The 25,698-nt window shown below is 63.8% G+C and carries 30 protein-coding genes; 19 read left to right on the forward strand and 11 right to left on the reverse strand.

The genetic code is table 11. The features are described 5' to 3' along the window. Positions 1 to 17: 17 nt before the first annotated feature. The 3 genes from ACFO3A_RS09100 (at position 18) to ACFO3A_RS09110 (ending at position 2,740) form a co-directional block, all read left to right on the forward strand. A complete protein-coding gene (locus ACFO3A_RS09100) occupies positions 18 to 1,181 on the forward strand; it encodes a TlyA family RNA methyltransferase (protein WP_377725820.1) in 1,164 nt (387 codons plus the stop codon). Between the two features lie 28 nt (positions 1,182 to 1,209). After that, complete coding sequence (gene metF, locus ACFO3A_RS09105) at positions 1,210 to 2,046, forward strand: methylenetetrahydrofolate reductase [NAD(P)H] (RefSeq protein ID WP_377725965.1); 837 nt, start codon at positions 1,210 to 1,212, stop codon at positions 2,044 to 2,046. Positions 2,047 to 2,107: 61 nt separating this feature from the next. Next, positions 2,108 to 2,740 carry a septal ring lytic transglycosylase RlpA family protein gene (locus ACFO3A_RS09110; protein WP_377725822.1) on the forward strand — a complete coding sequence of 211 codons (633 nt, stop codon included), beginning with the start codon at positions 2,108 to 2,110 and terminating at the stop codon, positions 2,738 to 2,740. Between the two features lie 99 nt (positions 2,741 to 2,839). Here ACFO3A_RS09110 and ACFO3A_RS09115 read toward each other — a convergent pair whose 3' ends face one another. After that, a complete protein-coding gene (locus ACFO3A_RS09115; RefSeq protein ID WP_377725824.1) occupies positions 2,840 to 3,730 on the reverse strand; it encodes a 23S rRNA (adenine(2030)-N(6))-methyltransferase RlmJ in 891 nt (296 codons plus the stop codon). A 240-nt stretch (positions 3,731 to 3,970) separates the two neighbouring features. Between ACFO3A_RS09115 and rplM the strand changes: the two genes are divergently transcribed. The 5 genes from rplM to radC all read left to right on the forward strand — a co-directional run bounded on the left by rplM (position 3,971) and on the right by radC (position 8,148). After that, on the forward strand, positions 3,971 to 4,399 hold the full coding sequence (gene rplM / locus ACFO3A_RS09120; protein WP_377725825.1) for a 50S ribosomal protein L13: 429 nt from the start codon (positions 3,971 to 3,973) through the stop codon (positions 4,397 to 4,399). Positions 4,400 to 4,410: 11 nt separating this feature from the next. After that, on the forward strand, positions 4,411 to 4,803 hold the full coding sequence (gene rpsI, locus ACFO3A_RS09125) for a 30S ribosomal protein S9 (protein ID WP_377725826.1): 393 nt from the start codon (positions 4,411 to 4,413) through the stop codon (positions 4,801 to 4,803). 231 nt (positions 4,804 to 5,034) lie between these two features. Beyond that, positions 5,035 to 6,237, forward strand: a complete 1,203-nt coding sequence (locus ACFO3A_RS09130) for a tyrosine-type recombinase/integrase (RefSeq protein WP_377725827.1) — start codon at positions 5,035 to 5,037, stop codon at positions 6,235 to 6,237. Further along, the gene (locus ACFO3A_RS09135) at positions 6,234 to 7,298 is read left to right on the forward strand and encodes a PDDEXK nuclease domain-containing protein (protein ID WP_377725829.1); all 1,065 of its coding nucleotides are present in this window, start codon (positions 6,234 to 6,236) and stop codon (positions 7,296 to 7,298) included. The genes ACFO3A_RS09130 and ACFO3A_RS09135 overlap by 4 nt, the downstream gene beginning before the upstream one ends. 340 nt (positions 7,299 to 7,638) lie before the next feature. Next, positions 7,639 to 8,148, forward strand: coding sequence for a RadC family protein (gene radC / locus ACFO3A_RS09140; protein WP_008643200.1), 510 nt, complete (start codon positions 7,639 to 7,641; stop codon positions 8,146 to 8,148). Positions 8,149 to 8,189: 41 nt separating this feature from the next. Here radC and arsH read toward each other — a convergent pair whose 3' ends face one another. Genes arsH through ACFO3A_RS09180 form a run of 8 tightly spaced genes read right to left on the reverse strand, consistent with a single transcriptional unit; the run spans position 8,190 to position 13,948 of the window. Next, positions 8,190 to 8,912: an arsenical resistance protein ArsH gene (gene arsH, locus ACFO3A_RS09145; RefSeq protein WP_031639028.1), complete on the reverse strand. Its 723-nt coding sequence runs from the start codon at positions 8,910 to 8,912 to the stop codon at positions 8,190 to 8,192. Beyond that, positions 8,905 to 9,327: an arsenate reductase (glutaredoxin) gene (gene arsC / locus ACFO3A_RS09150; RefSeq protein ID WP_377725831.1), complete on the reverse strand. Its 423-nt coding sequence runs from the start codon at positions 9,325 to 9,327 to the stop codon at positions 8,905 to 8,907. The genes arsH and arsC overlap by 8 nt, the downstream gene beginning before the upstream one ends. Positions 9,328 to 9,341: 14 nt before the next feature. After that, on the reverse strand, positions 9,342 to 10,454 hold the full coding sequence (gene arsB / locus ACFO3A_RS09155; RefSeq protein WP_008643204.1) for an ACR3 family arsenite efflux transporter: 1,113 nt from the start codon (positions 10,452 to 10,454) through the stop codon (positions 9,342 to 9,344). After that, complete coding sequence (gene arsA, locus ACFO3A_RS09160; RefSeq protein WP_023094597.1) at positions 10,451 to 12,217, reverse strand: arsenical pump-driving ATPase; 1,767 nt, start codon at positions 12,215 to 12,217, stop codon at positions 10,451 to 10,453. The genes arsB and arsA overlap by 4 nt, the downstream gene beginning before the upstream one ends. 13 nt (positions 12,218 to 12,230) lie before the next feature. Next, complete coding sequence (gene arsD / locus ACFO3A_RS09165) at positions 12,231 to 12,590, reverse strand: arsenite efflux transporter metallochaperone ArsD (protein ID WP_023094598.1); 360 nt, start codon at positions 12,588 to 12,590, stop codon at positions 12,231 to 12,233. A 42-nt stretch (positions 12,591 to 12,632) separates the two neighbouring features. Then, the gene (locus ACFO3A_RS09170; RefSeq protein ID WP_023094599.1) at positions 12,633 to 13,130 is read right to left on the reverse strand and encodes an arsenate reductase ArsC; all 498 of its coding nucleotides are present in this window, start codon (positions 13,128 to 13,130) and stop codon (positions 12,633 to 12,635) included. Between the two features lie 11 nt (positions 13,131 to 13,141). Beyond that, a complete protein-coding gene (locus ACFO3A_RS09175) occupies positions 13,142 to 13,588 on the reverse strand; it encodes an ArsI/CadI family heavy metal resistance metalloenzyme (RefSeq protein ID WP_377725834.1) in 447 nt (148 codons plus the stop codon). Positions 13,589 to 13,600: 12 nt separating this feature from the next. Further along, positions 13,601 to 13,948, reverse strand: a complete 348-nt coding sequence (locus ACFO3A_RS09180; RefSeq protein ID WP_020203137.1) for an ArsR/SmtB family transcription factor — start codon at positions 13,946 to 13,948, stop codon at positions 13,601 to 13,603. Between the two features lie 351 nt (positions 13,949 to 14,299). Between ACFO3A_RS09180 and ACFO3A_RS09185 the strand changes: the two genes are divergently transcribed. The 5 genes from ACFO3A_RS09185 (at position 14,300) to ACFO3A_RS09205 (ending at position 18,934) form a co-directional block, all read left to right on the forward strand. Then, positions 14,300 to 14,650 (forward strand): DUF2958 domain-containing protein, encoded by a 351-nt coding sequence (locus tag ACFO3A_RS09185; protein ID WP_017677011.1) that lies wholly within the window; start codon positions 14,300 to 14,302, stop codon positions 14,648 to 14,650. 65 nt (positions 14,651 to 14,715) lie between these two features. After that, positions 14,716 to 14,994, forward strand: coding sequence for a hypothetical protein (locus ACFO3A_RS09190; RefSeq protein ID WP_023094601.1), 279 nt, complete (start codon positions 14,716 to 14,718; stop codon positions 14,992 to 14,994). A gap of 702 nt (positions 14,995 to 15,696) precedes the next feature. Then, a complete protein-coding gene (locus ACFO3A_RS09195) occupies positions 15,697 to 16,524 on the forward strand; it encodes a DUF932 domain-containing protein (protein WP_023094602.1) in 828 nt (275 codons plus the stop codon). Between the two features lie 80 nt (positions 16,525 to 16,604). Further along, positions 16,605 to 18,662 carry a ParB/RepB/Spo0J family partition protein gene (locus ACFO3A_RS09200; RefSeq protein WP_023094603.1) on the forward strand — a complete coding sequence of 686 codons (2,058 nt, stop codon included), beginning with the start codon at positions 16,605 to 16,607 and terminating at the stop codon, positions 18,660 to 18,662. A 62-nt stretch (positions 18,663 to 18,724) separates the two neighbouring features. After that, a complete protein-coding gene (locus ACFO3A_RS09205; protein WP_023094604.1) occupies positions 18,725 to 18,934 on the forward strand; it encodes a hypothetical protein in 210 nt (69 codons plus the stop codon). 143 nt (positions 18,935 to 19,077) lie between these two features. On the opposite strand, the gene ACFO3A_RS09210 is transcribed toward ACFO3A_RS09205, so the two are convergent. Then, positions 19,078 to 20,193 (reverse strand): cation transporter, encoded by a 1,116-nt coding sequence (locus ACFO3A_RS09210; protein WP_377725838.1) that lies wholly within the window; start codon positions 20,191 to 20,193, stop codon positions 19,078 to 19,080. A 92-nt stretch (positions 20,194 to 20,285) separates the two neighbouring features. Between ACFO3A_RS09210 and cadR the strand changes: the two genes are divergently transcribed. Together cadR and ACFO3A_RS09220 are read left to right on the forward strand one after the other, a co-directional pair. Beyond that, positions 20,286 to 20,699, forward strand: coding sequence for a Cd(II)/Pb(II)-responsive transcriptional regulator (gene cadR, locus ACFO3A_RS09215; protein WP_031639031.1), 414 nt, complete (start codon positions 20,286 to 20,288; stop codon positions 20,697 to 20,699). Between the two features lie 824 nt (positions 20,700 to 21,523). After that, the gene (locus ACFO3A_RS09220) at positions 21,524 to 21,838 is read left to right on the forward strand and encodes a DUF736 domain-containing protein (RefSeq protein ID WP_023094606.1); all 315 of its coding nucleotides are present in this window, start codon (positions 21,524 to 21,526) and stop codon (positions 21,836 to 21,838) included. A 318-nt stretch (positions 21,839 to 22,156) separates the two neighbouring features. Here ACFO3A_RS09220 and ACFO3A_RS09225 read toward each other — a convergent pair whose 3' ends face one another. After that, the gene (locus ACFO3A_RS09225) at positions 22,157 to 22,450 is read right to left on the reverse strand and encodes a helix-turn-helix domain-containing protein (protein ID WP_071533935.1); all 294 of its coding nucleotides are present in this window, start codon (positions 22,448 to 22,450) and stop codon (positions 22,157 to 22,159) included. A gap of 319 nt (positions 22,451 to 22,769) precedes the next feature. Here ACFO3A_RS09225 and ACFO3A_RS09230 point away from each other — a divergent pair, with 319 nt between their 5' ends. The 4 genes from ACFO3A_RS09230 to ACFO3A_RS09245 all read left to right on the forward strand — a co-directional run bounded on the left by ACFO3A_RS09230 (position 22,770) and on the right by ACFO3A_RS09245 (position 25,505). Beyond that, positions 22,770 to 23,120: a DUF2958 domain-containing protein gene (locus tag ACFO3A_RS09230; RefSeq protein ID WP_023094607.1), complete on the forward strand. Its 351-nt coding sequence runs from the start codon at positions 22,770 to 22,772 to the stop codon at positions 23,118 to 23,120. A 343-nt stretch (positions 23,121 to 23,463) separates the two neighbouring features. After that, complete coding sequence (locus ACFO3A_RS09235) at positions 23,464 to 24,234, forward strand: DUF2285 domain-containing protein (protein WP_023083110.1); 771 nt, start codon at positions 23,464 to 23,466, stop codon at positions 24,232 to 24,234. A 114-nt stretch (positions 24,235 to 24,348) separates the two neighbouring features. Further along, complete coding sequence (locus tag ACFO3A_RS09240; RefSeq protein WP_015476700.1) at positions 24,349 to 24,633, forward strand: helix-turn-helix transcriptional regulator; 285 nt, start codon at positions 24,349 to 24,351, stop codon at positions 24,631 to 24,633. Between the two features lie 26 nt (positions 24,634 to 24,659). Further along, positions 24,660 to 25,505, forward strand: coding sequence for a replication initiator protein A (locus ACFO3A_RS09245; protein WP_031638372.1), 846 nt, complete (start codon positions 24,660 to 24,662; stop codon positions 25,503 to 25,505). The last annotated feature ends 193 nt before the right edge of the window (positions 25,506 to 25,698 follow it).

Raw genomic sequence — 25,698 nt, forward strand, 5'->3', positions numbered from 1 at the left:
CTTTTCCCCTCTCTCATATGCGTGCAGATGTTTTCCTGGTCGATCACGGCCATGCCAGTACCCGTTCCCAGGCGCAGCGGCTGATAGCCTCGGGCGTGCAGTGGCGCACCTCGCCCCTGCTGCCCTGGAAAAAAGTGCTGAAAAACGGCGACGACATCCCCGCCGGGGCCGAGCTGCAACTGCTGGACACGGCAGAGGCCAAATACATCTCGCGCGGCGGCCTGAAGCTGGAAGGCGCGTTGGCCGCCACCGGCCTGCCCGTGTCCGGCCTGCGCTGCCTGGACGTGGGCCAAAGCACCGGCGGCTTCACCGACTGCCTGCTGCAAGCGGGCGCGGCGCAAGTCGTCGGCGTGGACGTGGGCCAGGGCCAGCTGCACGAACGCCTGCGCAGCGATGCGCGGGTGGTCTGCGTGGAAGGCCTGAACGCCCGCAGCATGAGCGCCGAAGCCTTGCAGCAGGCGTGCGAGGAAGTCCTCAGCGAACGCTGGGAGGAAGAGGAGGACAACGACACCCAGCCCCAGGCCCCCTACGCCTGGATGCGCAACGGCGGCGAAATCGCCGAGGATTACGACGACAGCGACGACGCCAAAGAGGGCGACATCGAAGCCTTCAAGGCCGAACGCATCGCCCGTGCCAAGGCCCGCGAGGCCGGCACCCTGCCCACGCAACTGCGCCGCAAGGCCGAGTTTGCCGATGTGGACATCACGCCGCAGTTCGACTTCGTGACGGGCGACCTGTCCTTCATCTCGCTGACCCTGGTGCTGCCCGCCGTGGTGCGCCTGCTCAAACCGCACGGGCAATTGCTCATGCTGGTCAAACCCCAGTTCGAGCTGCAACCCGGCCAGGTCGGCAAGGGCGGCATCGTGCGCGACCCGGCGCTGTACGCCGAGGTGGAGCAGCGCATCCGCACCTGTCTGACCGATCTGGGGCTGGAGGTGAAGGCGTGGCTGGACTCCCCCATCACCGGCGGCGACGGCAACCACGAGTTTTTCGTCCACGCCCAACAAGGGGCGCAGGTGCAGCACCTGGACGCGCCCCTGCCCGAACAGCCCGCCACCGCCAAACCGGCCCGCGTCTCGCGCACCCTGCTGCGCGAGCAGAAGCGGGCCGATGTCATCAACGGCGACGAGGAGGACTATTACAACGTCCCCGGCCCGGCCCGCCCCAAGCGCAAGAAATAAAACGCAATCCTTTGTGGAGACACCCCCGATGGCCCACGCCAGCTTTCCCATCAGCTTCGAGTTCTTCCCCACCAAAACCGCCGAAGGCGCGGCCAGGCACGTCCAGGTGCGCCAGGCGCTGTACGCCCGCCAGCCGCAGTTCTGCTCCGTCACCTACGGCGCGGGCGGCTCCACCCAAAGCGGCACCTTCGCCCTGGTGCAGGCCATCCAGCAGGAAGGCGTGGCGGCGGCCTCGCACTTCTCCTGCATCGGCGCCACGCGCGAATCGGTGCGCAGCGAATTGCAGCAGCTCAAGGACATGGGCGTGCGCCGCCTGGTCGCCCTGCGCGGCGACCTGCCCAGCGGCTACGGCCTGGGCGGGGAATTTCAGTACGCCAGCGATCTGGTGGCCTTCATCCGCGCGGAATTTGGCGACACCTTCCACATCGAAGTGGCCGCCTACCCCGAGGTGCATCCCCAGGCCCGCAACCCCGAAGCCGACCTGCGGGCCTTCGCCGCCAAGGCCCGCGCCGGGGCCGATTCGGCCATCACCCAGTACTTTTTCAACGCCGACGCCTACGCCCGGTTTGTGGACGATGCGCAACGCCTGGGGGTGGGTATACCCGTGGTACCGGGTATCATGCCGATCCTCAACGCTTCCCAGCTCATGCGCTTTTCCGATGCGACCGGCGCAGAAATCCCCCGCTGGATCCGCCTGCGGCTGCAAGCCTTCGGCGACGATACGGCCTCGATCCGTGCCTTCGGCCTGGACGTGGTCGCCCGGTTGTGCGAACAACTGCGCTCCCTGGGGGCGCCGGGTCTGCACTTCTATACGATGAACCAAAGTGCCGCCACCCTGGCGCTGTGCGACCGCCTCGGCCTGTAGACGCAGGCCATCCCCGTGCGGTCGGCAGCCCTGGCAGCGCTGCCACTGCAAGGACAATCGCATGGATGGACACCAATCCACCCGAACGGCCCTGCCGCCGCCCGCACTGACCGACCGGCCCGCCCGCCGGGCACGGCGCTGGCCGTCGCCACTGGCCGCCCTCGCCGCAGCCCTGCTGGCAGCAGGCTGCGCCCCCACCGCCGTCACCCCGGTGGAAACTGGCGCCCACCTGCAGGCGCCCAGCAACCTCACCCTCGTCCAGCAATTGCGCCGCATGGCCCCCGAACCCGGCCTGCAACTGCCCGACCCCTTGCGGGCGGCACGGCAGGCGGTGCAGGACGAAATGGTCGACGAGCAAGGCATCGCCTCCTGGTATGGCCCCGGTTTCCACGGGCGGCGCACGGCCAGCGGCGAGCGCTTCAACACCCACGACTTCACCGCCGCCCACCCCCGCTACGCTTTCGGCACGCGGCTGTGCGTCCTCAGCCGCGATGGCAAGGCCGTGGAAGTGCGCGTCAATGACCGGGGGCCGTATGCAAAAAACCGCATCATCGACCTGAGCCGCGCCGCCGCCGAGGCACTGGGCATGACGGATAGCGGCATCCGCCGCGTGCAACTGTGGAAGCTGGACGCCGAGGAAACCTGCGCCGACCGCGTGGACGTACTGGCCGCCGGGCCAGAAGCAGCGCAGTAAAAATCCACCGAAAAAAAGAGCTGCTACCGCAGGTATTCATTGGTTTTCAGACTGTTTTATGCCTGAAATCTTTTAAATACCAGCGGTAACAGCTCTTTTTTAACGTCCCGTACTCTCCAGCGTAAAGCCCGCGTTCTTGTCCTGACCCAGCAGTTGCACCATCTGCGGCAGCGCCGCTTCCAGCTGCGCGTGCAGGGTAAACGGCGGATTGATGATGCACATGCCGCTGGCCGGCAGCCCCGGGCGCTTGACCTGGCCGTCGGGCAGGGTCTGCACCTTGCCGGACTTCACGGTCAGCGTGGCGTGCAGCCAGTTCTTCCCGGCCTTGGCGGCCAGGGCTTTCAGGCGCTTGGGCAGGTCGTGCGCCTCCTGGCGGCCAATGATGGGGTACCAGATCGCGTAACAGCCAGTGGCAAAGCGGCGCAGGCTGTCTTCCACCAGGGCGACGACCTTGCCGTAATCGGTCTTGATCTCGTAGCTGGGATCGCACAGCAGCAAGCCCCGGCGGTCGGGCGGGGGCAGGAATTTCTTGGCCCCGACAAAGCCGTCCTCGGTCAGCACCTGCACCGATTTGTTCTCTTGCAGTTGCAGCATGTTGCCGGTGAGCGATCGGGCATCCTGTGGCAGCAGCTCGAACAGGCGCAGCCGGTCTTGCGGGCGCAGCAGGCCCAGCATCAGCGCGGGCGAGCCGGGGTAGGTACGCAAGCGGCTGCCGGGGTTGAAAGCCAGCACCGCTTGCGCATACGCCTGCAAGGCCGGGGCCAGCGTGGCCGGGTCGACGGCCAGAATCCGGGCGATGCCGTCCAGCGACTCGCCGCTGGTATGGGCAAAGTCGCCATCCAGGCGGTACAGCCCGGCGCCCGCATGGGTGTCGATGACGGACAGCGGCGTGTCCTTTTGCGCCAGGTACTGGGCAATGGCGATCAGGGTGGTGTGCTTCAGCACATCGGCATGGTTGCCGGCATGGAAGGCGTGGCGGTAGCTGAACATAGGGGCTGCGGTGGGGAAAACGGTGGAAAAGTCTGGCGCAATACGCTGCTTGGCACGCGCCAGAGTGTTTTTGTATAATGGCGGGCTTCGTAGCGATTTTATGGACCCCGCGACGAAGGCCAAACCCCGGGGCAGCAATGCCCCTGGTTTTTTGGTGTGCTGCCTAAGAGGCTTCCTGCACAAGAAGAAGCACCGACCGCAGAAAAGGGTTCGCAACCTTTGTTTTAAAGAGAAAACCTCATGTCTACATTCAGCGCAAAACCCGCTGAGGTGCAACACGAGTGGTTTGTGATCGACGCCACCGACAAGGTGCTAGGCCGGGTCGCCAGCGAAGTGGCCCTGCGTCTGCGCGGCAAGCACAAAGCCATTTACACGCCTCACGTCGATACCGGTGACTACATCGTTGTGATCAACGCTGCCAAGCTCAAAGTGACTGGCACGAAGAACACCGACAAGATCTACTACCGCCACTCGGGTTTCCCCGGCGGCATCACGGCCACCAACTTCCGTGATCTGCAAGCCAAGTTCCCCGGCCGCGCCCTGGAAAAAGCCGTCAAGGGCATGTTGCCCAAGGGCCCCCTGGGTTACGCCATGATCAAAAAGCTCAAGGTCTACGGCGGTGCCGAGCATCCCCATAGCGCCCAACAGCCCAAAGTGCTGGATATCTAAGGAGTCTCGAGATGATTGGTGAATGGAACAACGGCACTGGCCGTCGCAAGTCCAGCGTCGCTCGCGTCTTCCTGAAAAAAGGCAGCGGCAAGATTACCGTGAACGGCAAGGACATCCAGGAATACTTCGGCCGTGAAACCTCCATCATGGTGGCCAAGCAGCCCCTGGTGCTGACCGGCAACGTGGAAGCTTTCGACATCCAGATCAACGTGCGCGGCGGCGGCGAATCCGGCCAGGCCGGTGCAGCCCGCCACGGCATCACCCGCGCCCTGATCGACTACGACGCAGGCCTGAAGCCGGTGCTGAGCCAGGCTGGCTACGTCACCCGCGACGCCCGCGAAGTCGAACGTAAAAAGGTCGGTCTGCGTTCCGCACGCCGCGCCAAGCAGTTCTCCAAGCGTTAATCGCGCCGGGCAGTTTCTGCTGCAAAAGCCGCCTCGCCACGAGGCGGTTTTTTTATTTCAGGATGACTCCAGTACCGCACTTTGCTGGACTACGCCACAGCCATATACAGCAGGTTTATCAATAACTTAGGCGATTTCAACATATGCCGGTGCTTTCTGAAACTTGACCCGGCTTCCCTTCTACTGGCTCCTACGAGGCTCCTGGGAATCGGGTCTTTCCGAGGAGTCATCATGGCTAAGATCAAGCTCACCAAGTCCGCAGTCGATGCGGCACAACCCCAAGCGCAAGCCATCGAGCTGCGCGATACCCTTGTTCCCGGATTCCTGTGCAAGATTACGCCAGCCGGTCGCAAGGTGTTCATGCTCCAGTACCGAACCAACGCCGGCGAGCGACGCAAGCCGGCCCTGGGCCTGTTCGGCGAGCTGACCGTTGAACAGGCCCGCTCGCTGGCGCAGGAATGGCTGGCCCAGGTGCGCCGGGGCGGCGATCCGGCAGCGGACAAGGCCGAGGCACGCCAGGCACCCACCGTTGAGGAGTTGTGCAAGAAGTTCATGGAGGACTACTCCAAGAAGCGCAACAAGCCCAGCACCCGAGTCGGCTATCAAGGCGTCATCGACCGCTGCATCATCCCGCTGCTGGGCCGCAAGAAGGTTCACGACGTGAAGCGGCCGGACGTTGCCGGGCTGATGGAGAAACTTTCATACAAGCAGACCGAGGCGAACAAGGCGTTCAGCATCCTGCGCAAGATGTTCAACATGGCGGAGGTGTGGGGCTATCGGCCAGACGGCACCAATCCTTGCTGCCATGTCCCGATGTTCCCTGCCGGCAAGTCCACCCATCTCATCAGCGACGACGACATGGGCAAGCTGTTCCGGCAGCTCGACAAGATCGAGGTGGAAGGGCTTGAGAACTACGTCATCCCTCTGGCGATTCGCCTGCAATTCGAGTTCGCCGCCCGCCGCTCTGAAATCGTCACGCTCGAATGGGAATGGGTCGATCTGGAGAATCGGCGCGTCGTCTGGCCCGACAGCAAGACCGGCGGCATGTCCAAGCCCATGAGCGAGGAAGCCTACCGGCTGCTTTCGACGGCACCGAGACAGGAAGGCAATCCCTATGTGCTGCCGTCGCCACGCCATCCGGCGCAACACCTGACCACAGGCGAATATTACGGCGGCTGGTGCCGCGCGCTCAAGGCGGCGGGCGCGACGCACGTGGGGACGCATGGCATCCGCCATCGCTCTGCGACCGACATTGCCAATTCAGGTATCCCGGTCAAGGTCGGCATGGCGCTGACGGCGCACAAGACCGTTGTGATGTTCATGCGCTATGTCCACACCGAGGACGATCCGGTGCGCGAGGCGGCTGAACTGGTGGCGAACCGGCGCAAGGCAATTACCGGCGCCAAGCAGCCTCCTGCGGAGGCGACAGCATGACCAGGCGCCGGTCATCTGTGGCATCGCCCGTAGCGCCGTCGGCGCTGCTGGGCGACATTCGGGCACTGATCGAGACGGCGCGTAAGCACGCCGCCTCGACGGTGAATAGCGAGCTGACGATGCTCTATTGGCGCATCGGCCAGCGCATCCATACGCAGGTCTTGGACGGGCGCCGGGGCGCTTATGGCAAGGAAGTCCTGCCTACCCTGGCGGCGCAGTTGGTGAAGGAGTACGGCAACAGCTTTGCTGAGCAAAACCTGCGCCGCATGGTGCAGTTCGCAGCCACCTTCCCGGACGAGCAGATTCTCGTATCACTGATACGAGAATTGAGCTGGACGCACTTCATCGCCCTGATCCCGCTGAAAGATCCGCTCCAGCGGGACTATTACGCGCAGATGGCGAGCGCCGAACGCTGGAGCGTGCGGACGCTGCGCGAGCGCATCGACTCGATGCTGTATGAGCGCACGGCGCTGTCCCAAAAGCCGGGCGAGACGATCGCGCAGGAGCTGGCGGCGATGCGCGATGCGCAGCGCATGTCGCCCGCCCTGGTCATGCGCGACCCGTACATCCTCGACTTCCTGGGGCTGCGGGACACTTGGCAGGAAGGCGACTTGGAGGCGGCGATCATCCGCGAAATGGAGTCGTTCTTGTTGGAGCTTGGCGCGGGTTTCAGCTTCGTGGCCCGGCAGAAGCGCATCCAAATTGACGGCGAGGATTTCCACCTCGACCTGCTGTTTTATAACCGCAAGCTGCGGCGACTGGTGGCAGTGGAGTTGAAGGTCGGCGAGTTCAAGGCGGCTTTCAAGGGACAGATGGAGCTTTACCTTCGCTGGCTGGACAAGCACGAACGCGAATCGGAAGAAGCCTCGCCGCTGGGGATCATCCTTTGCACCGGCAAGAAGCGCGAGCAGATCGAGTTGCTGGAGCTGGACAAGTCGGGCATCCATGTAGCCGAGTATTTGACCGCCTTGCCGCCGAGGGGCGTGCTGGTGGAGCGGCTGCAACAGGCAACGCAGCGGGCGCAGTTGCAGATCGAGCAGCGCAAGACCGACAACGAGTAGTCCTGTCCCAAGCAGTCGGGCGTCCCGGCGTGCCGCCGTCGGGTTCGCGGGCTGCGCCCCGCGCTTCGTGCCGAATCGCGGCCATCCGGCTTTGACCCCTGACGCCTCCGGCCCTCTCGGGCCTGCGTGCTCCGCTTGCCCCAAAAACCGACTGTGTGCAGTGGGCGGGTGTGGGCGGTCTTGCTGTTCCCTTCACCGTATCACGGCGTTCTCGCCGTCAAGGGCGGCGCGTGCCATGCACGCTTGCGTCCTGGCGGCCGTCTGCGACCCCTGACTGCTTGCGCTGCGCCGTGCTGGCGCCGGTTCCGGGCAATTCCGCCCGAGCAACCGGAGCACGATCATGTCGCAACTGTCCTTTTCCTCGTTCGATGCCTCGCTGATGGTGCGCGATGCACAGGGCCGCTACCTGCTGGCGACGGCCGACCAAATTCTGGAGGCCGCACGCCAGGCCATCGAGTACAAGATGCAGCGCGGTGCGTCGTTCAGTTCGCCGGTGGCGGTCAAGGAGTACCTGAGCGCCAAGTTGGCTGGTTTCGAGCATGAAGTCTTCGCTGTGCTGTTCTTGGATACGCAGCATCGCCTGATCGAATACAGCGAGCTTTTCCGAGGCACCATCGACAGTGCATCGGTGTATCCACGCGAGCTGGTCAAGGAGGCGCTGCGGCTCAATGCGGCAGCGGTCATCGTTTCGCACAACCATCCGAGCGGCAACCCCGAACCGAGCGGCGCCGACAAGGTACTGACCCAGCGGCTCAGGGAGGCGCTGGCGCTGGTGGATGTCCGCACGCTGGATCACATCATCGTGGCGGGTGGCAGCACCATATCCTTCGCCGAACGCGGTCTGATTTGACCGAGGGGGCTTCGGCCCCCTTTTTGCTGCGATGGCGGCTCTCAGATCGCTGCTTGATTGACGCGCCGGCTCAGGGCTTCGGCGCTTTCCTTGCGTTCGCTGTAGCGATCTACCAGATATGGCGCCACGTCGCGCGTGAGCAGCGTGAACTTCATCAGCTCTTCCATCACATCCACGATGCGGTCGTAATAGGCCGAGGGCTTCATGCGTCCCGCTTCATCGAACTCCTGGTATGCCTTGGCGACCGAAGACTGGTTTGGGACGGTCAGCATCCGCATCCAGCGGCCCAACACGCGCATTTGGTTAACGGCGTTGAAGGACTGCGATCCACCCGACACCTGCATCACCGCCAACGTCTTGCCCTGTGTCGGGCGCACCGCGCCGACCGACAGAGGAATCCAGTCTATTTGGGTCTTCATCAAGCCGGTCATGGCACCGTGGCGCTCGGGCGAACTCCACACCATGCTTTCGGCCCATTGCACCAGTTCGTGCAGTTCCCTGACCTTTGGGTGATCGTGAGGCGCGTCATCCACCAACGGCAGGCCCGAGGGGTTGAACATCCGTGTCTCACCGCCGAGCGCGCTCAGGATGCGTGCCGCTTCTTCGGCAGCCAGGCGGCTGAACGAGCGTTCGCGCAGCGAGCCGTAAAGCAGCAGGAAGCGCGGCGCGTGGGTGGCACGCTCGGGTGCCATCAACCGCTGGGCATCGGGTTGCTGGAACAGCGTGGTGTCGATATTGGGTAGGTCGATTCTGGATTCAGACACGGCGGCCTTCCGCATTCACGACGGCTTCGCCGTCTTCCTTGCTGAATGCACCGCGCTGCGGCTGGGGCAGGATGCCCAGCACCGCTTCCGAAGGTCTGCACAGCAGTGTGCCCAGCGGCGAGACCACGATGGGGCGGTTGATGAGGATGGGGTGCTGGAGCATGAAGTCGATTAAATGTTCGTCGCTCCATTTGGAATCATCCAGGCCCAATTCCGCATAAGGTGTGCCTTTCTCGCGCAGCACCGCACGCACTGACACGCCCATCGCGGCGATCAGCGTTTTCAGCGTCTCGCGGTCGGGCGGTGTTTTCAAGTATTCGATGATGGTCGGCTCTTCGCCGCTGTTGCGAATCAAGCCCAGCACGTTGCGCGACGTACCGCAGTCGGGGTTGTGATAGATGGTGATCTGGCTCATGCCATTGCCTCGGTTCAGGGATTCGTGGGGTTGGCGGAATACATGCTGGCGCCCTTGAGCCGCCACCGGCGGCCCAACCGCAAGGCGACATGCACCAGCAGGATGAGCACCGGCACTTCCACCAGCGGCCCGATCACCGTGGTGAAGGCGACAGGCGAAGCCAGGCCGAATGACGCGATAGCCACGGCGATGGCCAGCTCGAAGTTGTTGCCCGCGGCAGTGAAGGCGATGGCGGTGGTGCGTGGGTAGTCGGCCTGGATCAGCCGGCCCATAAAGAAACTGATGAGGAACTGGATCACGAAGTAGAGTGTCAGCGGCACGGCAATCTTTAGCGCGTCCATCGGCAGGCGCACCACGTCGGCACCTTTGAGGCTAAACATGGCCACGATGGTGAACAGTAGCGCCGCCAGCGTGATGGGACTGATCCGCGGCAGGAATGCACGCTCGTACCAGTCCTGGCCCTTGCGTCGAATCAGCGAGCGCCGGGTCAGGTAGCCGGCCAGGAACGGGATGCCCAGGTAAATCAGTACCGCCTCGGTGATCGTCCAAAAGCCCACGTCAATGACGCTGCCTTGCAGGCCGAACACAGGCGGCAGCACCGACAGGAAGAACCAGGCATAGGTCGAGAAGAACAGGATCTGGAAGATCGAATTGAAGGCGACTAGGCCCGCGACATACTGGTTATCACCACGCGCCAACTGGTTCCACACAAGCACCATAGCGATGCAGCGTGCCAGTCCAATCAGGATCAGGCCGGTCATGTATTCCGGCTGGTCGCGTAGGAAAATCACCGCCAGCACGAACATCAGCACCGGCCCGATGATCCAGTTCTGCACCAGTGACAGCAGCAGCACGCGCCGGTCGGCGAAGACCTCGTGTAGCGTCTCGTAGCGCACCTTGGCCAGCGGCGGGTACATCATCAGGATCAGGCCGATGGCGATCGGGACGTTGGTCGTGCCGATCGAGAGCGCATTGAGCGCATCGGGCAAACCGTCGAAGAACGTGCCCAATGCAACACCCAGCGCCATCGCGGCGAAAATCCAGACGGTGAGATAGCGATCCAGGAAGGACAGGCGCGATGGCGTGTTCAGCATCGAATGCCCGCTTTGGGGGCTGTCGTGATTCATGAGATTTTCCTGTTTGCCAAAGCCCGCAGACGCTCCACTCCCACCGGCTCTTCGGTCAGAAGCGGCACGACAGCATGGCGTCGGGCATGTTGTGTGGCCACGGCGTCGATTTCCCGCAATTCGTTGCGTGCACGCTGGCGCAGCAGCGGGGAATGCGGATGTGCGGCCGCCACGCTGTTGTTAACGATCCAGGCCCACGGCTCGATGCCCGCGCGGCGCAGATCGTCTTGCAGGTTGGCCGCTTCCAGCACGGGCGTGGTTTCGGCCAGGGTGACAATGAGCACCTTGGTCTGCTTCGGGTCTTGCAACTGCATCATCGGCGTCGTGAAGTGAACGCCCGTCTCACCCATCTGCCGGGCGATGTCGCGGTGGTATGCGCCGGTGGCGTCGAGCAGCAGCAAGGTGTGGCCCGTGGGCGCGGTGTCCATCACCACGAACTTTCTGCCCCCTTCGCGGATGGCACGGGAGAATGCCTGGAACACCGCGATTTCCTCGGTGCAGGGTGAGCGCAGGTCTTCTTCCAGCAAGGCGCGGCCTTCGGCATCGAGCTGCGCGCCCTTGGTGTCCATCACATGCTGGCGATAGCGTGCCGTGGCTTCCTGGGGGTCGATGCGGCTGAGAGCCAGATTGGGAAGCGAACCTTCCAGCGTGTCGGCCAGATGTGCAGCCGGGTCGGAGGTGGTCAGATGCACGGGCAGGCCCCGGCCCGCCAGCTCCACGGCAATGGCGGCGGCCAGCGTGGTCTTGCCCACGCCGCCTTTGCCCATCACCATGACCAGACCGTGCCCATCGGCAGCGACTTCATCGACCAGGGCGGACAAGTCCGGTGCATTGATCTGGTCGGGCAGCTCGATGGCATCGGCGCCATACGTGGCGTCGGTATCGACCAGCAGGTGGCGCAGAGCGTCGAGGCCCACGAGGTTGAACGGCTTGAGCGCGATCTGATCCCGAGGCAACGCCTGGAGGACAGACGGAATGGCGGCCAGCGTAGCCTGCTCTTTTTCGTAGATGGCAGCGGCAAGCGTATCGGTTTCGGCCTCACCGGCAGGGAATACGCCGTTGATGACCAGGTGTTGCTGCGACAGGCCGATAGCGGCCAGTTCTTCATGGGTGCGGGCCGCCTCGCGCAGCGTGGGGCGCTGCGCACGGGCAACCAGCACTAGACGAGTGCGTAAGGGATCGGCCAACGCCTCTACCGCAGCCTTGTACTGACTGCGCTGTTTTTCCAGGCCCGCCAGCGGCCCCAAGCACGACGCATCGCCTTTGCCTGCTTCCAGAAAGCCACTCCATGCGCCCGGCAGTTGCAGCAGGCGGATGGTGTGGCCGGTAGGGGCTGTGTCGAAAATGATGTGCGCGTAATCCTGCGTCAGCGCCGCATCGGTCAGCAGGGCCGTGAACTCATCGAAGGCGGCGATTTCCGTGGTGCAGGCACCCGACAGGGATTCTTCGATGCCATCCACTACCGCATCGGGCAACACGCCTCGCACTGGGCCGACTATGCGGTCACGGTACGCTTGCGCGGCTGCCTGCGGGTCGATTTCCAGTGCCCATAGATTCGGCACGGCGGCAATCATCGTGATGTGGTTTCCGATGCGTTCGCCGAAAACCTGCCCCACGTTGGAAGCCGGGTCGGTACTGACGAGCAGCACACGCTTGCCCTGGGTCGCCAGTTGCACGGCCGTTGCGCAGGCGATGGAGGTTTTGCCGACGCCCCCTTTGCCGGTGAAAAACAGGAAGCGAGGCGGCTGGGTCAGGAAGTGCATGGGATCTCCTTGTTCAGCAGCAGCGGCCGCCAGAGCAGCAGGCATTTTGGGCTGGCGAGGCTTCGGGCGCCTCGATGCCTGCCCAGCGGGTCAATTCGCTTCGGCTGGGGTAGCGGCCGGCCAAGGCCACCTCACCATCGACCAGAACCAGGGGCAGCGCCTCTTGGCCCGAGCGTTGTAAAAAGCCTTTCACTGTCGGGTTTTCGGCGAAAGCGAGGGGTTGCTGTGCCAGGTTGAAGCGTTCGACCTGAGCACCGTTTTGCTTGGCCCAATCCACATCGGCGGCGAAGTTCACCAAGTTTTGATCCACTTCAACGCCACATACGCCGGTGCTGCAACACAGCGCCGGGTCGAAAATCTGGATGTTTGGCATGGGGAGTCCTTTCAAATTTGGTTGTTGATGAAGTAACGCTCTTCACTCTTGGCCGATGTTTCGCAACTCGCGTTGCAGCGACATGGCGTCCAGGCGTTGCAGTGGCAGCGAGAGAAACAGCTCGATGCGGCGGCGCAAAATCAGCGCGGCATCCTTGAACGCTTTGAGTCGTTGTTCTTCGCTGCCTTCAACGGCTGCCGGATCGGGCACGCCCCAGTGAGCCGATACCGGCTTGCCCGGCCAAAACGGACACGCCTCGCCGGCGGCGTTGTCGCAGACGGTAAAAATGAAGTCGAACACCGGCGCCCCCGGCGCTACGAACTCATCCCAGCTTTTGCTGCGGTAGCCAGTCGTTGGCATGTGCAGCCTCTCCAGCGTGGCGAGCGCCAGCGGATGCACTTCGCCCTTGGGCTGGCTACCTGCCGAGTACGCCCGAAAGCGCCCTTGGCCCAGTTCGTTGAGGATGCCTTCGGCGAGGATGGAGCGTGCGGAATTGCCCGTGCAGATGAACAGTGCGTTGTATGTGGCCTTTGTGGTCATGGTGTGCTTTCTCAACAGCAGGAAGAACGGGGGCTTGCTGTGCAGCAAGCCGGTGCGGTGATCGGCGTCGTGACTGAGGCCGCCTCATGGAAGACCGGGATGCTGCCTAACGTGTGGAAGTGCTCCCAGGCAATACCCTGCGGATCGGTGACCCAATGCTTCTCGCTGCGTGCGTAGCAGCAGGTGGTCGTGCCTTCGTCGAGCAACGCCATGTCGGCGGCTTGTGCGCGGAGTTTCAGGGCGGCCAGTTCCTCGGCGTCGTCAGTCTGGATGCCCAGGTGGTCGATGCCCGGCTTGTTGCCGCGCGTGGAGATGGCGAAGTTGATCGGCGGGTCTTCGAGCATCCACTTCGCGTAGTCGCCTTCGACGCGCGCAGGCTGCGCCGCGAATAGTTGGGAATAGAAGCCGATGCTGCGGTTCAAGTCATCGACGTGCAGGTGGACGTGGAAGCGCTTCATGGAGAGTTCCTTTCAGCAGGAGGCACAGGTGGAGGGAGATTCAGTGACTTCGCATACGCCGCCCTGGCAGCAGTGCTCGGTCATGTAGCCAAGCAGACTGTTCATCTGCGCGAAGTCGGCGCGATAGATCAGGTTGCGCCCTTGCTGTTCGATGGTGACGAGGCCAGCGTGAGCCAGCTCCTTCAGATGGAAGGACAGAGAGTTGCGGGCCACGTCGAGCTGGTCGGCCAAGACGCTGGGCGTCAGCCCCTCGGGGCCTGCGACGACCAGGGCGCGGAACACGCGCAGGCGTTGGGTGTGGGCCAGGGCACCGAGGGCGGAAACAGCTTGATCTTCGTTCATGGTTCGATAATACAACATTTATTGAATCATTGCGCAAGAAGCCAGCAAACAGAACCTCGTGGCGCCCCGGCGTGCCGCCGTCGGGTTCGCGGGCTGTGTCTCGCGCTTCGTGTCGAATCACGGCCATCCGGCTATGCCCCCTGGCGCCTCCGACCTGGGTGCTCTGCTCGCCTAAAACCGACGCATATGGAGGTGCAAGGGAGGCGGTCTTGCTGTTCCCTTCATCGTGCCACGGCGTGCTCGCCGTCAAGGGCTGCACGCCGATGGCGCTTGCGTCCTGGCGGCCGTCGTTGACCCCTGACTGCTTGCGCTGCGCCGTGCCCCGGAAGGGTCGGGCAATTCCGCCCGGCAACCCTTCAGGAGTTCACCATGAACAACGCACTCATCACTGACGAGCAGCGCATCGTGCTGCTGGCCAACGGCCGCGAATCCTTGGAGAACCCGGACTTCGATCCGGCCCCCGTGGTCAAGCTGTTCACGCCGGACGCCGGCGCGACCTGGCTGCTGACCGAGATTGATCCCGACGACCACGACCACGCCTTTGGTCTTTGCGACCTGGGCCTGGGGGCGCCGGAAATCGGCTGGGTCAGCTTGGGCGAACTGGCGACGGTGCGCGGCGGGCTGGGCCTGCCGATCGAGCGCGACCTGTCTTTCCGCGCCGAGAAGCGGTTGAGCGCCTACGCACGCGATGCGCGTCTGGCCGGGCGGATCGCTGTCTGACTCGGCCCTGGGAGCGCCGCAAGGCGCTCCTTGTGCTTTCTCAACCTTTGCAGGAGATCCATGCCATGAGCAGCCATCACGACTACATCATCGAAATCACGGCGCAGCACGATGCGCTCAAGCCGTTTGCGCCGGAGAACGGCCAGCCCTTGCGCTTCAAGATCGGCGACGCGGTGATCTACACCAACGAGTACGGCGCACAGTTTCGGCGCCGCGTCACCGGGTTCTACCAGCCCACCGAGCCTTCGGGGTTGTATGCGCGTGGTAGGCGCTACTACCTGAACTCGACTTCGCCGTGGATGCCGGTTGCAGAATCCAGCCTGCGCCCTGACGACTTGGCGTGATGCCTTCGCGCCCCTGACGGGGCGCTGCGCTTGCCTCCAGGGGAAAGCCCTGCGGGCCATCCCCGCCGCGCGATGCTTGGCGCCCCTCAAAGACCGCCGAACCGGCTACGCCGGATCGGCCAGACCGCAGCAATCACCGGCACAACTGGCTCTGCTTCCCGATGCTTGGCGAATGAGCTTGTGCATCGAGCCTTGAAATCCGGGCGTCCCCGGCCAAGAAACATGGCCGGTCGCGCTGTCGTGCTGCGCATCGAACCCCCTGCGGGGTTTCGCCCCTGACGGGCTTCCATCGTTCCCTCGCTCCGCTCGGCTGACGCCTCCGGCCCGGCTTCCAGCTTCGGGCCTGCGCGCTTCGCTTGCGTGCGGTTCGGCACAGAGGGATGGCCGTTGCCATGTCCAGCCGTCTTCCCTGACTTCATCACCTTGTCCGCGACTGTAGCCCGCGCCCGTGCGCCGTCAAGGCGCGCAGGGCCGTGTCCTCGGCTTCGCCTGCGGGCCGCACCAACCCTGCGCTTGCCTCCTTGACGGCACCCGTTCGCGCGCTCCTGACCGTCGCGGGCGATGAACTCAGGAAAGACGGTGGCAACAGGGCCAACCGGGTTCCTCGTGCCAACCGCACCGAACAGCCGAAAGGCTGGGCTCCGAATCTAGGAATCCGGTGTGCGGTTTGAACAGCAAACCCTTTTCATCAGGAGAAAGACCATGCAACTCGCATCCCGTTTCGCTTCCCATTCCCCGGCACTGCGTAGCGACTACCCGCTGTCGGATGACCAGATTCGCAGGGTGGCACCCTCCATCTTCGCGGATGCCCCACACGAGAGCCGTTCCGAGCGGTACAGCTACATCCCCACCGCCACGGTGCTGACCGAGCTTCGCAAGGAGGGGTTTCAACCCTTCATGGTGACGCAGACCCGCGTGCGCGATGAAGGCCGCCGCGAGCACACCAAACACATGATTCGCCTGCGCCACGCCAGCCAGATCAACGGCGCGGAGGCTAACGAAATCGTGCTGCTGAACTCGCACGACGGCACCAGCAGCTATCAGATGCTGGCCGGAATGTTCCGCTTCGTTTGCAGCAATGGCCTTGTGTGCGGCGACACCGTGGCGGACGTGCGCGTACCCCATAAGGGCGACGTGGCCGGTTCCGTCATCGAAGGCGCTTTCGAGGTGTTGAGCGGCTTCGAGCGGGTGAAGGAATCCCGCGATCTGATGCGCAGCATCACGCTGGACGAAGGCGAGGCCGAAGTGTTCGCCCGTGCTGCGCTGTCGCTCAAGTACGACGACCCCGACAAACCCGCACCTATCACCGAATCGCAAATCCTGATGCCGCGCCGGTTCGACGACCGCCGGCCCGACCTGTGGAGCGTGTTCAACCGCACGCAGGAGAACTTGACCAAGGGCGGATTGCATGGCCGCAGCGCCAACGGACGCCGCCAACGTACCCGCCCCGTGCAGGGCATTGATTCCGATGTGCGCCTGAACCGCGCCCTGTGGCTGCTGGCCGATGGCCTGCGCCAGTTGAAAGCCTGATTCCCCACGCGGCAGGGGCAGGCAGCAGCCCTTGCCGCTTCTTTCGCTGCTGCATTTCCTAACCGCAAGGAGTTATCACCATGAACGCCATCACCCAAACCGAAGCCCGCGCCGTCAATACCGCCGCAGCTATCCCGCTGGAAGCCGCCGACCCGACCAAGAACCTGATTCTGGTTCCGCTGTCACGGTTGGTACTGCGCCCCACGGGCCGCAACGTGCGCAAGAACCCGCGCATGTCCATCCCCGAACTGGCCGCAAGTATCCAGCGCGTCGGCCTGCTGCAAAACCTGATCGTGATCGCATCCGCCGATGGCGAGCATTACGAAGTCGTGGCCGGTGGCCGTCGCCTCGCCGCCTTGAAGCTGCAGGCGAAGAAGCACCGCATCAGCAAGGAATGGGAAGTGCCTTGCCTGCTGGTGGCCGATGGAACCGCACGCACGGCCAGCCTCACCGAGAACGTGCAGCGCGAGGCCATGCACCCGGCAGACCAGTTCGAGGCATTCGCCGCGCTGGTGGCCGAAGGCCGTCCCATCGAGGACATTGCGGCGGATTTTTCCGTCACGCCGCTGGTGGTGCAGCGCCGCTTGAAGCTGGCGAATGTCTCCCCGCGCCTGATGGCAGACTATCGCGCCGATGCCGTGAGCCTTGACCAATTGATGGCCCTTGCCATCACTGACGACCACACTGCGCAGGAAGCCGCGTTCTACGATGCCCCGCAATGGCAGCGCCACCCCTCGCACTTGCGCGAACGCCTGACCGAACGGGAAATCGACGCCTACCGGCATCCGCTGGTGCGCTTCGTCGGGCTGGACAGCTACGAAGCCGCAGGCGGCGGCATCCGCCGTGACCTGTTCGCCGAAGATGACGCAGGCGTGTATCTGACCGATGCCGCGTTGCTGGAACGGCTGGCGCAAGACCGGCTGGCAGGCATTGCCGCCAATGTTCGCGCCGAAGGTTGGGCATGGGTGGATGCCACGCCGGGAATGACCCATTCCGACCTGCACGCTTTCCAACGCGCACCGAAGGAGCGCCGCGAACCGAACAAGCGCGAAGCCGCACGCATCGAGAAGCTGCAAGCCAAGCTGCACGAACTGGCCGAAGCCGTGGATGCCGCGCTGGACGCCGAGGACGAGGACAAGGCCGACGCGCTGCAAGAGGAAGGCGAAGCCGTGGGCGAGCAATTGCAGGCGCTGGAAGATGGCTTGCAGGACTACAGTCCGAACGTGAAGGCCGCAGCCGGGGCTATCGTCACCATCGACCGCAATGGCGAAACCGTGATTCATCGCGGCCTGATGCGTGAGGCCGAAGCCAAGGCGCTGCGCACGCTGGAACGCTTGCGGCAGGGTTTCGGCGGCGAAGGCGAAGCCGGAAACGACGACGAAGGCGAGGACGACGAACAGCCCAAGATCGCCGCCATGTCTGACCGGCTGGCGCAGCGGTTGAGCGCCCACCGCACCGCCGCGCTGCAAATCGACGTCGCCCGGCACCCGCAAGCCGCGCTGGCTGCCGTGGTGCATGGCATGGTGCAGACCATCTTGCAGGGCAGCCACTACGGCCACGACCTGCCGCTGGGCGTGAGCTTGAAAGTGCAAGACCGGCTGGAAGGCATGGCCCCGGACTGGCCGGAATCGCCCGCCGCCGTGGCACTGCGCGAACTGCAACAGGTGGCGGGCGAAGCCTTGCCGGAGGACAGCGCCGAACTGTTCGCCGCGCTGCTGGCGAAGCCGCAAGACGAACTGGTGCGGCTGCTGGCCGTATGCGTGGCTTCCACGGTGGACGTGGTGACGCCCCGCGCCACGGTGCAGCAACCCGGTGAGGAATTGGCGCAGGCCGTGGGCCTCGACATGGCCGCATGGTGGCAGCCGACCGCAGAAGGCTATTTCAAGCACGTTCCGAAGGCCGTGATTCTGGATGCCGTGGGCGAGTACGCGCCGCAGCACGTCACCCGGCTGGCGAAGTTGAAGAAGGCCGACATTGCCAGCGAGGCCGAACGGCTGGCCGATGGTACCGGCTGGATGCCCGCCATCTTCAAGGCCGCAGGCCCGCAGGATGCCGCGCAGGAGGCAGGCCCGGAGCAGGACGCCCCGGAGGATGCCGAGGCAATGGCGGATGAACCCGCCGAGGCGCTGGCCGCTTGATCCGCGCCGAAGGCATGCGCCCCGGCCTCAACCGGGGCGCTTCGCTGGAAGGAGACACCCCCATGACCCGCACCACCATCAGCCGCCCGCGCATGGCGGCGATCTACGCCCCCGGCACGGTACGCGCCCGCCGCTGGCACGGCGAAGGCGACGTGCGCAGCTATCGTCCGCCCTCGGGCTGGACGGCTTGCGCCGACCTCACCGACATTCACCCCATCACGGGCCGCGCCATGCCGCGTGCCGTGTGGTGGCTTATCGAGACGAAGGAATAACCGCGATCTGCACCGCGCCCAGGCCGTGCCGTCCTGGGCGCGGTGGACGCAAAATCCGGGCGCGGCAGTGGCCGCGCCCGGTGTTCCAGGCCAACAGCTTCAATCCGCTGCGTGAACAATGACTATCCGGCAGCTACCCGGCGTTAGCTGAGCTTCAGGATTCGCCTTGCGCCGTTGAGCACTACCAGAGCAATGAGCGTTCCAATCACCAGGTCTGGGTATGACGAACCTGTCCAGGCGACAAGCGCCCCAGCGGCAATCACGCCAGCATTAGCAATGACATCGTTCGCCGAGAAGATATAGCTCGCTGTCATGTGGGCACCCCGGTCGCGCTTCTTGGCGATGAGCACCAGACAAATGACGTTGGCCGCCAATGCAACCAATCCCATGCCCATCATGAGCGCGGACTGGGGTTCACTTCCGAACAATGCTCGCCGAATCACTTCAGACAAAGCCCCCAGCGCGAGCACAACCTGAAGCCAACCGGCAATGTGCGCGGCCTTCAACTTCAAGGCCGCAGTGCGGCCTACAGCGTAAAGCGCAAGTCCGTAAACCGCAGCATCTGCGAACATATCGAGCGAGTCCGCGATGAGGCCGGTGGATTGGGCAAACACGCCCACGATCATCTCGAAGACAAACATCGCACCATTGATGCCGAGCAGCAGCTTCAGCGTTGTAGCCTCCGCTGCGTCGCCCTCGGGATCAGGGCTGGCCGGCTCCACCTCGACGCCCTCGATGCTTTCTAGTACGCGTGCGCCAAGGTTCAGCGGGACAAGGCGAGCCAACACATCGTCTGGTTTTCCTTCGTGAGCCACGGTCAGTTCACGGGCCTTTAGGTCAAACACCAGAGCAGCGACCCCCGACGCATCCGCCAAGGCCATGCGGATGAGGTTTTCTTCGGAAGGACAATCCATTTTTGGAATAGCGAAGCGGGTCTTCCTGGCAACGCCATTCGTGATGGCGGTAGTTTCTATAAATGTTGCGCCGAGGTTCAAAGGCAGTAGCTTTTCAGTGATTCGCTCAGGTTCACCGAAGTGAGTTATCCGCAGCTTCCGAGCGGCCAAATCGAAAGCCATTGCCCCAACCCCCGGAAGGCCACTCAGGGCCATACGGATGAGGTTTTCCTCCGAGGGGCAGTCCATCTTTGAAACAGAGTACGTGCTCGCCCGTAAGGCCTCGCCTGTGGAAACCTGCTCAGGCGTTGTCGGAGTACCGCAACTGCCGGCGCAGCTATCACCCTGACAGGTGCTCATGGTCATTGTTAGAAGCTCTCAAGTAAGCGCAGATCGGTGTTACCTTCCATTAGAAACCCTCAAGTAGGTATAGGGTCAAGACATTGGAGGAAAGCCGCATGAAAATTGGTGAGTTGGCGCTGATGGCGGGTTGTTCTGTTCCCACCATCCGCTTCTACGAGGCCGAGGGCCTTCTGCAAGCGCCATCGCGTACAGCCAACAACTATCGAGACTACGGCGACCAACATGCCGACAGACTGGCTTTCGTCATGCGGTGTCGCTCGCTGGACATGTCGCATGACGAGATTCGCGTCCTACTTCAGTTGCAGGATGATCCCGAAAGATCGTGCGATGATGTCAACACCCTTCTGGACGCCCACATGCGGTTAGTTGAGCAGCGGATTGTCGAACTGAAAGCCCTGCGCAAGCAGCTTCATGCGGTTCGCAGCACTTGTGCGGGGGGTGTCTGCATTGGTGACTGCGGCGCGCTTGAGTCGTTGCGCTCAGCAACCGGAGCCAGCACGTCAAAGTAGCTGTTAGGTGTCGAGTCTCAAGTAGTACCGCTTTGTCGTGGTCGGCCATGTGGCGTGTCGGCTCGATGCGCCGCCGGGCTTTCGGGCTGCGCCCCGTGCCGCCTTCGTCGTCACGGCCATTCGGCTTCAATCCCTCACGCCTTCGCGCCTGGGGCGCTGCGTGCTTCGCTTGCCTCCAGGGGAAAGCCCTGCGGGCTATCCCCGCCGCGCGCAGCTTGGCGCCCCTTGATACCGCCGAACCGGCTGCGCCGGATCGGCCCGGCAAGCGTCCCGCCGCGATGGACGGGTGCTGGCGAACACGCTGCCGCTTGCTGCGGCAGGTTGTGCGGATGCGTGCCGTCCTCAACGCTGGCGGTTCCTGCCCATCACGTCACGAAGGACGGTTCACGGACAACCCGCCCGGTATCGCTATGGAGCTTCCACGCCACGCCTCAAGACCGGCGCCGCAAGGTGCGGCAGGGGCGCTCTCGCCTGTCGTCGGGTGGTTGACCTGGCCCGCGTCAGCGGGCGAGCCGGAGAAGCCTTCGGGCGGGGATGCCGAGCCGGCCCTATCTCCTTTCGGAGCGGTTCGGCCCAAGGCGTCCTTGTCTCGTTGTGAATCCTGGCGGGGGCGCGGCTGCGCCTCGGGCTTCATGGCTGCAACCGTCCGGCGGAAACAATTTCCCCGCCGCTACGCGGCTTCCTCGCGCAGCAAATTCTTTTCGCCTCCCGGCTCTCCACTGCGTTGCGACCGCAAGCGGTGCAGCCAGCCCGTCCCCCGCCGGCCGGATCACAACAAGGACGCGATGAGCGCGAACCTTGTTCAACCGAAAGGAGAAATCATTATGGCCAACATCGGCACCTTCACCGCAGACAAAGACGGCTTCACCGGCACGCTTCGCACCCTGACGCTCAACATCAAGGTCAAGCTGGTTCCCAACGACAAGGGCAGCAGCGAGAACGCCCCCGACTTCCGCCTCCAGGCCGCCGGCCACGACATCGGCGCGGCGTGGAACAAGACCAGCGAAGCCGGGCGGGAATACAAGTCCGTGACCCTCGACGATCCTTCGTTCCCGGCGCCGGTCTATGCCCGCCTGATCGAAGGCGAGAACGGCACGCACGATCTGATCTGGTCACGCAGCAGGCCGCAAGCGGCCTGACGGCTACCCCAAGCACCCCGCCCATTGCGGCGGGGTGCAGCGTTGCTTATCGCAGCACCGAACACGCGGCAGCGGGAAACCGTCAGCTCGCGCCCGATCGTTTCTGGTTCCGGTATTGCCGCAGTCATATTCAGCAGGTTCAATGCCCGTGGAGGCAAATCCAAGATGGCGTGTCGGCGCTGCTAGCACCGCCGGGCTTTCGGGCTGCGCCCCGTGCCGGCAAGCCGTCACGGCCATGCGGCTTCAATCCCTCACGCCTTCGCGCCTGCGGCGCTACGCGCTCCGCTTGCGGAATCCAGTCTTACACGCCGACGCGCGCTACGGCGTGCTGCGCTCTTTCAACACCGCCTCAAGCTCCTGGCGTACCCGCGCCAGCAGCTCATCGGTCTTATCCGTGCTGTCGCCGGCATAGGCCAGCGTCAGCAGCGTGAGCGGATGCACCTCCATGACCTCGCACAGCTCGGTCAGCTTGTGCAGGGTCGGGCTTTTCAAGTCGCGCTCCAGCGAACTCATGTAGGTGCGGCTAGACACGTCCGAAAACGCTTCCTGGCTCAAGCCCCGCGCCTTCCTGACTGTCCGTATCGCCGTCGCCAATGAGTGTTTCGCTGTCACCAACTTGGTTTCCCCATAAAAACCAAGATGACAGTCCATTGCGCCCTATAGGGCTACAATCTATAGTGTTCATTTATGACTGAGAGGCACGCTTTCGTGCTTTTACGGAAATCCGCATATGCGGATTTCCTCAAACCCGTGGAGCCACATCCGTGTCTTTCATGGCCTGCACAATTCCGCTTCTGCGCTTCCGTGCCTGTACGGATTCGACGGCTTACGCCTTCGTGCTTCCGCACGAAAGCACGCATCCATTTCGCCGCTTCCGTGTTTTGGCAGGAAGGCTTCTCCTTGCATCGTCGGATTCGTGGGAATGCCAACCATGACCCAACCGCTCATCACTGCCGAACAGCACGCACAACTGCTCGCCGTTGGCGAGGCGCGCGCCGCCGGCCGGAGCATCGACCCGATGCCCGTGGTGCGGCTATTCACCCCGGACGCGCACGCGACCTGGTTGCTGGCCGCGCTCGATCCTACCGATGGCGATACGGCCTACGGCCTGATCGACCTCGGGATCGGGATGCCCGCCTTGGGAACGGTGAAGCTGTCCGATCTGGCTGTCATCGTCGGGCCGTGCAAGCGGCCCGTGATGCGCGACAGTTACTTTCAACCTGCGCGGCAACTATCGGAATACGTGCGGCTGGCGCAGGAAAACGGCTCGATCATGGATTGATGCAAGCCAGCGCAGCCGGGTCAAACGGGCGCATCGTGACTATTTCGGTCTTACCCAAGACCGGGCAGGTCTGAATCCACATCCTTGCACCGAAGCGGTGCGCTTCTGACGCAAACAGTCATGATCCTTGGCGCGGGCTGCTGCACCGTGCGCCATGCTGCGCACCATTTTCGTGGCGGCGCAGCCGTCGCATTCAGACGATTTCAGCAATGCCCCGGAGCGAATCTGTCTTGACACCAGTAGTTACAGCTTACCCCGATTTCGATGACAACCTGATGGTGATTCGATAGCTCCCGCACGACGGAATCCAGGCGACGCACCCCAAGCACAGGGAGGTTCCGTCATGACTGATCGCAGCGTCGAACACTGGTATCCGACAGCGGCTTATCTCTACGTTCTGCACCAGGGCGGCCCCGCGCTGGCTTGGGAGTACCTGCGCCGAAACCCTGACTACCGGCACGACTGGCTGCACCGTCGCCGCCGACCAGATACGGCGCATCGTTGGGGCTTGCGCCTGCTGGAAGATCCCGCCCTGGATGCACGCGACGCGCATCCGGCGTGGTTCCCCGATCACGATGGCGTGATCCAGCTCTACCCGGACGACGACCCGCCGCCGGATGCCGATGCCTTCGAGTTCTGGAACGTCCCAGGACGCAAGCACCTGATCCATGATGGCAAGCGCCTGGTGCTGACGACGCAATGGCCTGGCTGCTGCGTGCGGCTCGCGCTCACGCCGAGCATGGCCGACGGAATGGCCTACCTCTACGCCATCCGAGGCTGCACTACGCCTTGCGCACGCTATCGCGCACTGGCGGCTGGGCTGGATGCGTTGTCCACTGCAACCGGGGCCGCGCCTGCGGCGGCGACCCGCTCGCGGCCCACGCACGCCGCAGTGCTGGAACTGCACACCTTGCAGGCACTAGACGCGACCCTGGCGGGCGCGTCTTTGCGCGAGGTTGCCGAGGGGCTGTTCGGCGTTGATGCCGTCGCGGCCGATTGGCACAAAGACAGCGCCTTGCGTGCCCGCGTGCGGCGCCTGGTGCGCCGGGGCGATGCGCTGATGCGCGGCGGCTACCGCCGCCTGGCACAGCTTCCGCCGTTCCCGTCGCATTAGGAGGGGGGACGTTTCGCGCCCCCTGCAAATCGTCCCTTAGCAAGAAGCCTTGCTTTCTTGAAAGTGCCTCTATCCGGCCGCGTGGTGTGGCCGGGCTTGATAGAGGTACACCCCATGCGACCCTCTCCCTTGCGGCCTGCCGCCGCTACTGTCGCTGCGCCCTCGCAGCCCCAACGCTACCTGACCAACGACGAAGCCGCCGAGTATCTGCGCCTCAGTCCTCGCACGCTGGAGAAGCAGCGCGTGATCGGCGGTGGCCCGAAGTTCCGCAAGTTCGGTCGCCGCGTCATGTACGCAGTAAGCGACCTCAATGCCTGGGCCGACCAGCGCAGCTACGAGGCTACATCCGACCCGGAATACGCCGAACGCCACGCGGGTGACTACCGTGATGGCCGCTGATCGTCGGCGCGTGGGTGGCCTTCGCCATGTCCGGCCCTCCAGGGCAAGCCTTGCCGCAGTGCGAACAGCTCGACCTGTTCCGCGCGCTGCCGGGCGACATGGCGCCACGCGACAGCCAGGACTTGATGGCCTTTCCATTCTTCTCGCTGGCGAAGTCGCGGCGCATCGCGCCGATCGACTTCCGCAGCGGGAACATCACCATCCGCGTGGAAGGCACGGCCGAGCACGGCATCGCCACGATATGGGATGCCGACGTTTTGATTTGGGCGGCCTCGCAGATCGTGGAGGCACGCGACGCGGGCATTCGCCCGTCGCGCCGGATACACGCCACGCCCTACGAGATCCTGCGCTTCATCGGGCGCGGCACATCCCTCAACGACTACCTGCGCCTGAAAGCGGCGCTCGACCGGCTGCAATCGACCAGTGTGGCCACGTCCATCCGAGAAACCACGGGCAGGCGCTTGCATCGCTTTTCGTGGATCAACGAATGGCGCGAACTGGCCGATGCCAGCGGCACGCCGCTGGGCATCGAGCTGATCCTGCCGGACTGGTTCTATGCCGGCGTGCTCGACGCCGCCCTGGTGCTGACCATCGACCCGGCTTATTTCTGCTTGAAGGGCGGCATCGAACGCTGGCTGTACCGCTTGGTACGCAAGCACGGCGGGCGGCAGGAACACGGCTGGCAATTCGACTTCCGGCATCTGCACCGCAAATCCGGCAGCGCGGCTCGCTTCTCGGACTTCGCCTACGACCTGCGCGTGCTGGTGGCACGGCAGTCGTTACCCGGCTACGTCCTCGGCATCGAGCGCATGCCGGACGACAACACCGAACTACTGACCTTCCGGCCCGTGCTGCATACGGCACGGGGATAACTGCGGGAAAAGCTGTGGACGGCCTCGTGCTATCAGGAGTACCCGTTATCGTGCTATCGGGAGTACGCCTATCGTGCTATCAGGAGTACGAAAACGCCGCAAAGCCAGTAACGGTGCGGGTTTTCGGCCTCTCTAACTTACCTAACTATAAATCTCTAACTTTTAGTAGAAGCGCACCGTTTCGGTGGACAAC

Origin of the sequence: Comamonas nitrativorans (assembly GCF_042654765.1) — a bacterium.
GTDB classification, from domain to species: Bacteria; Pseudomonadota; Gammaproteobacteria; order Burkholderiales; family Burkholderiaceae_C; genus Comamonas; species Comamonas nitrativorans.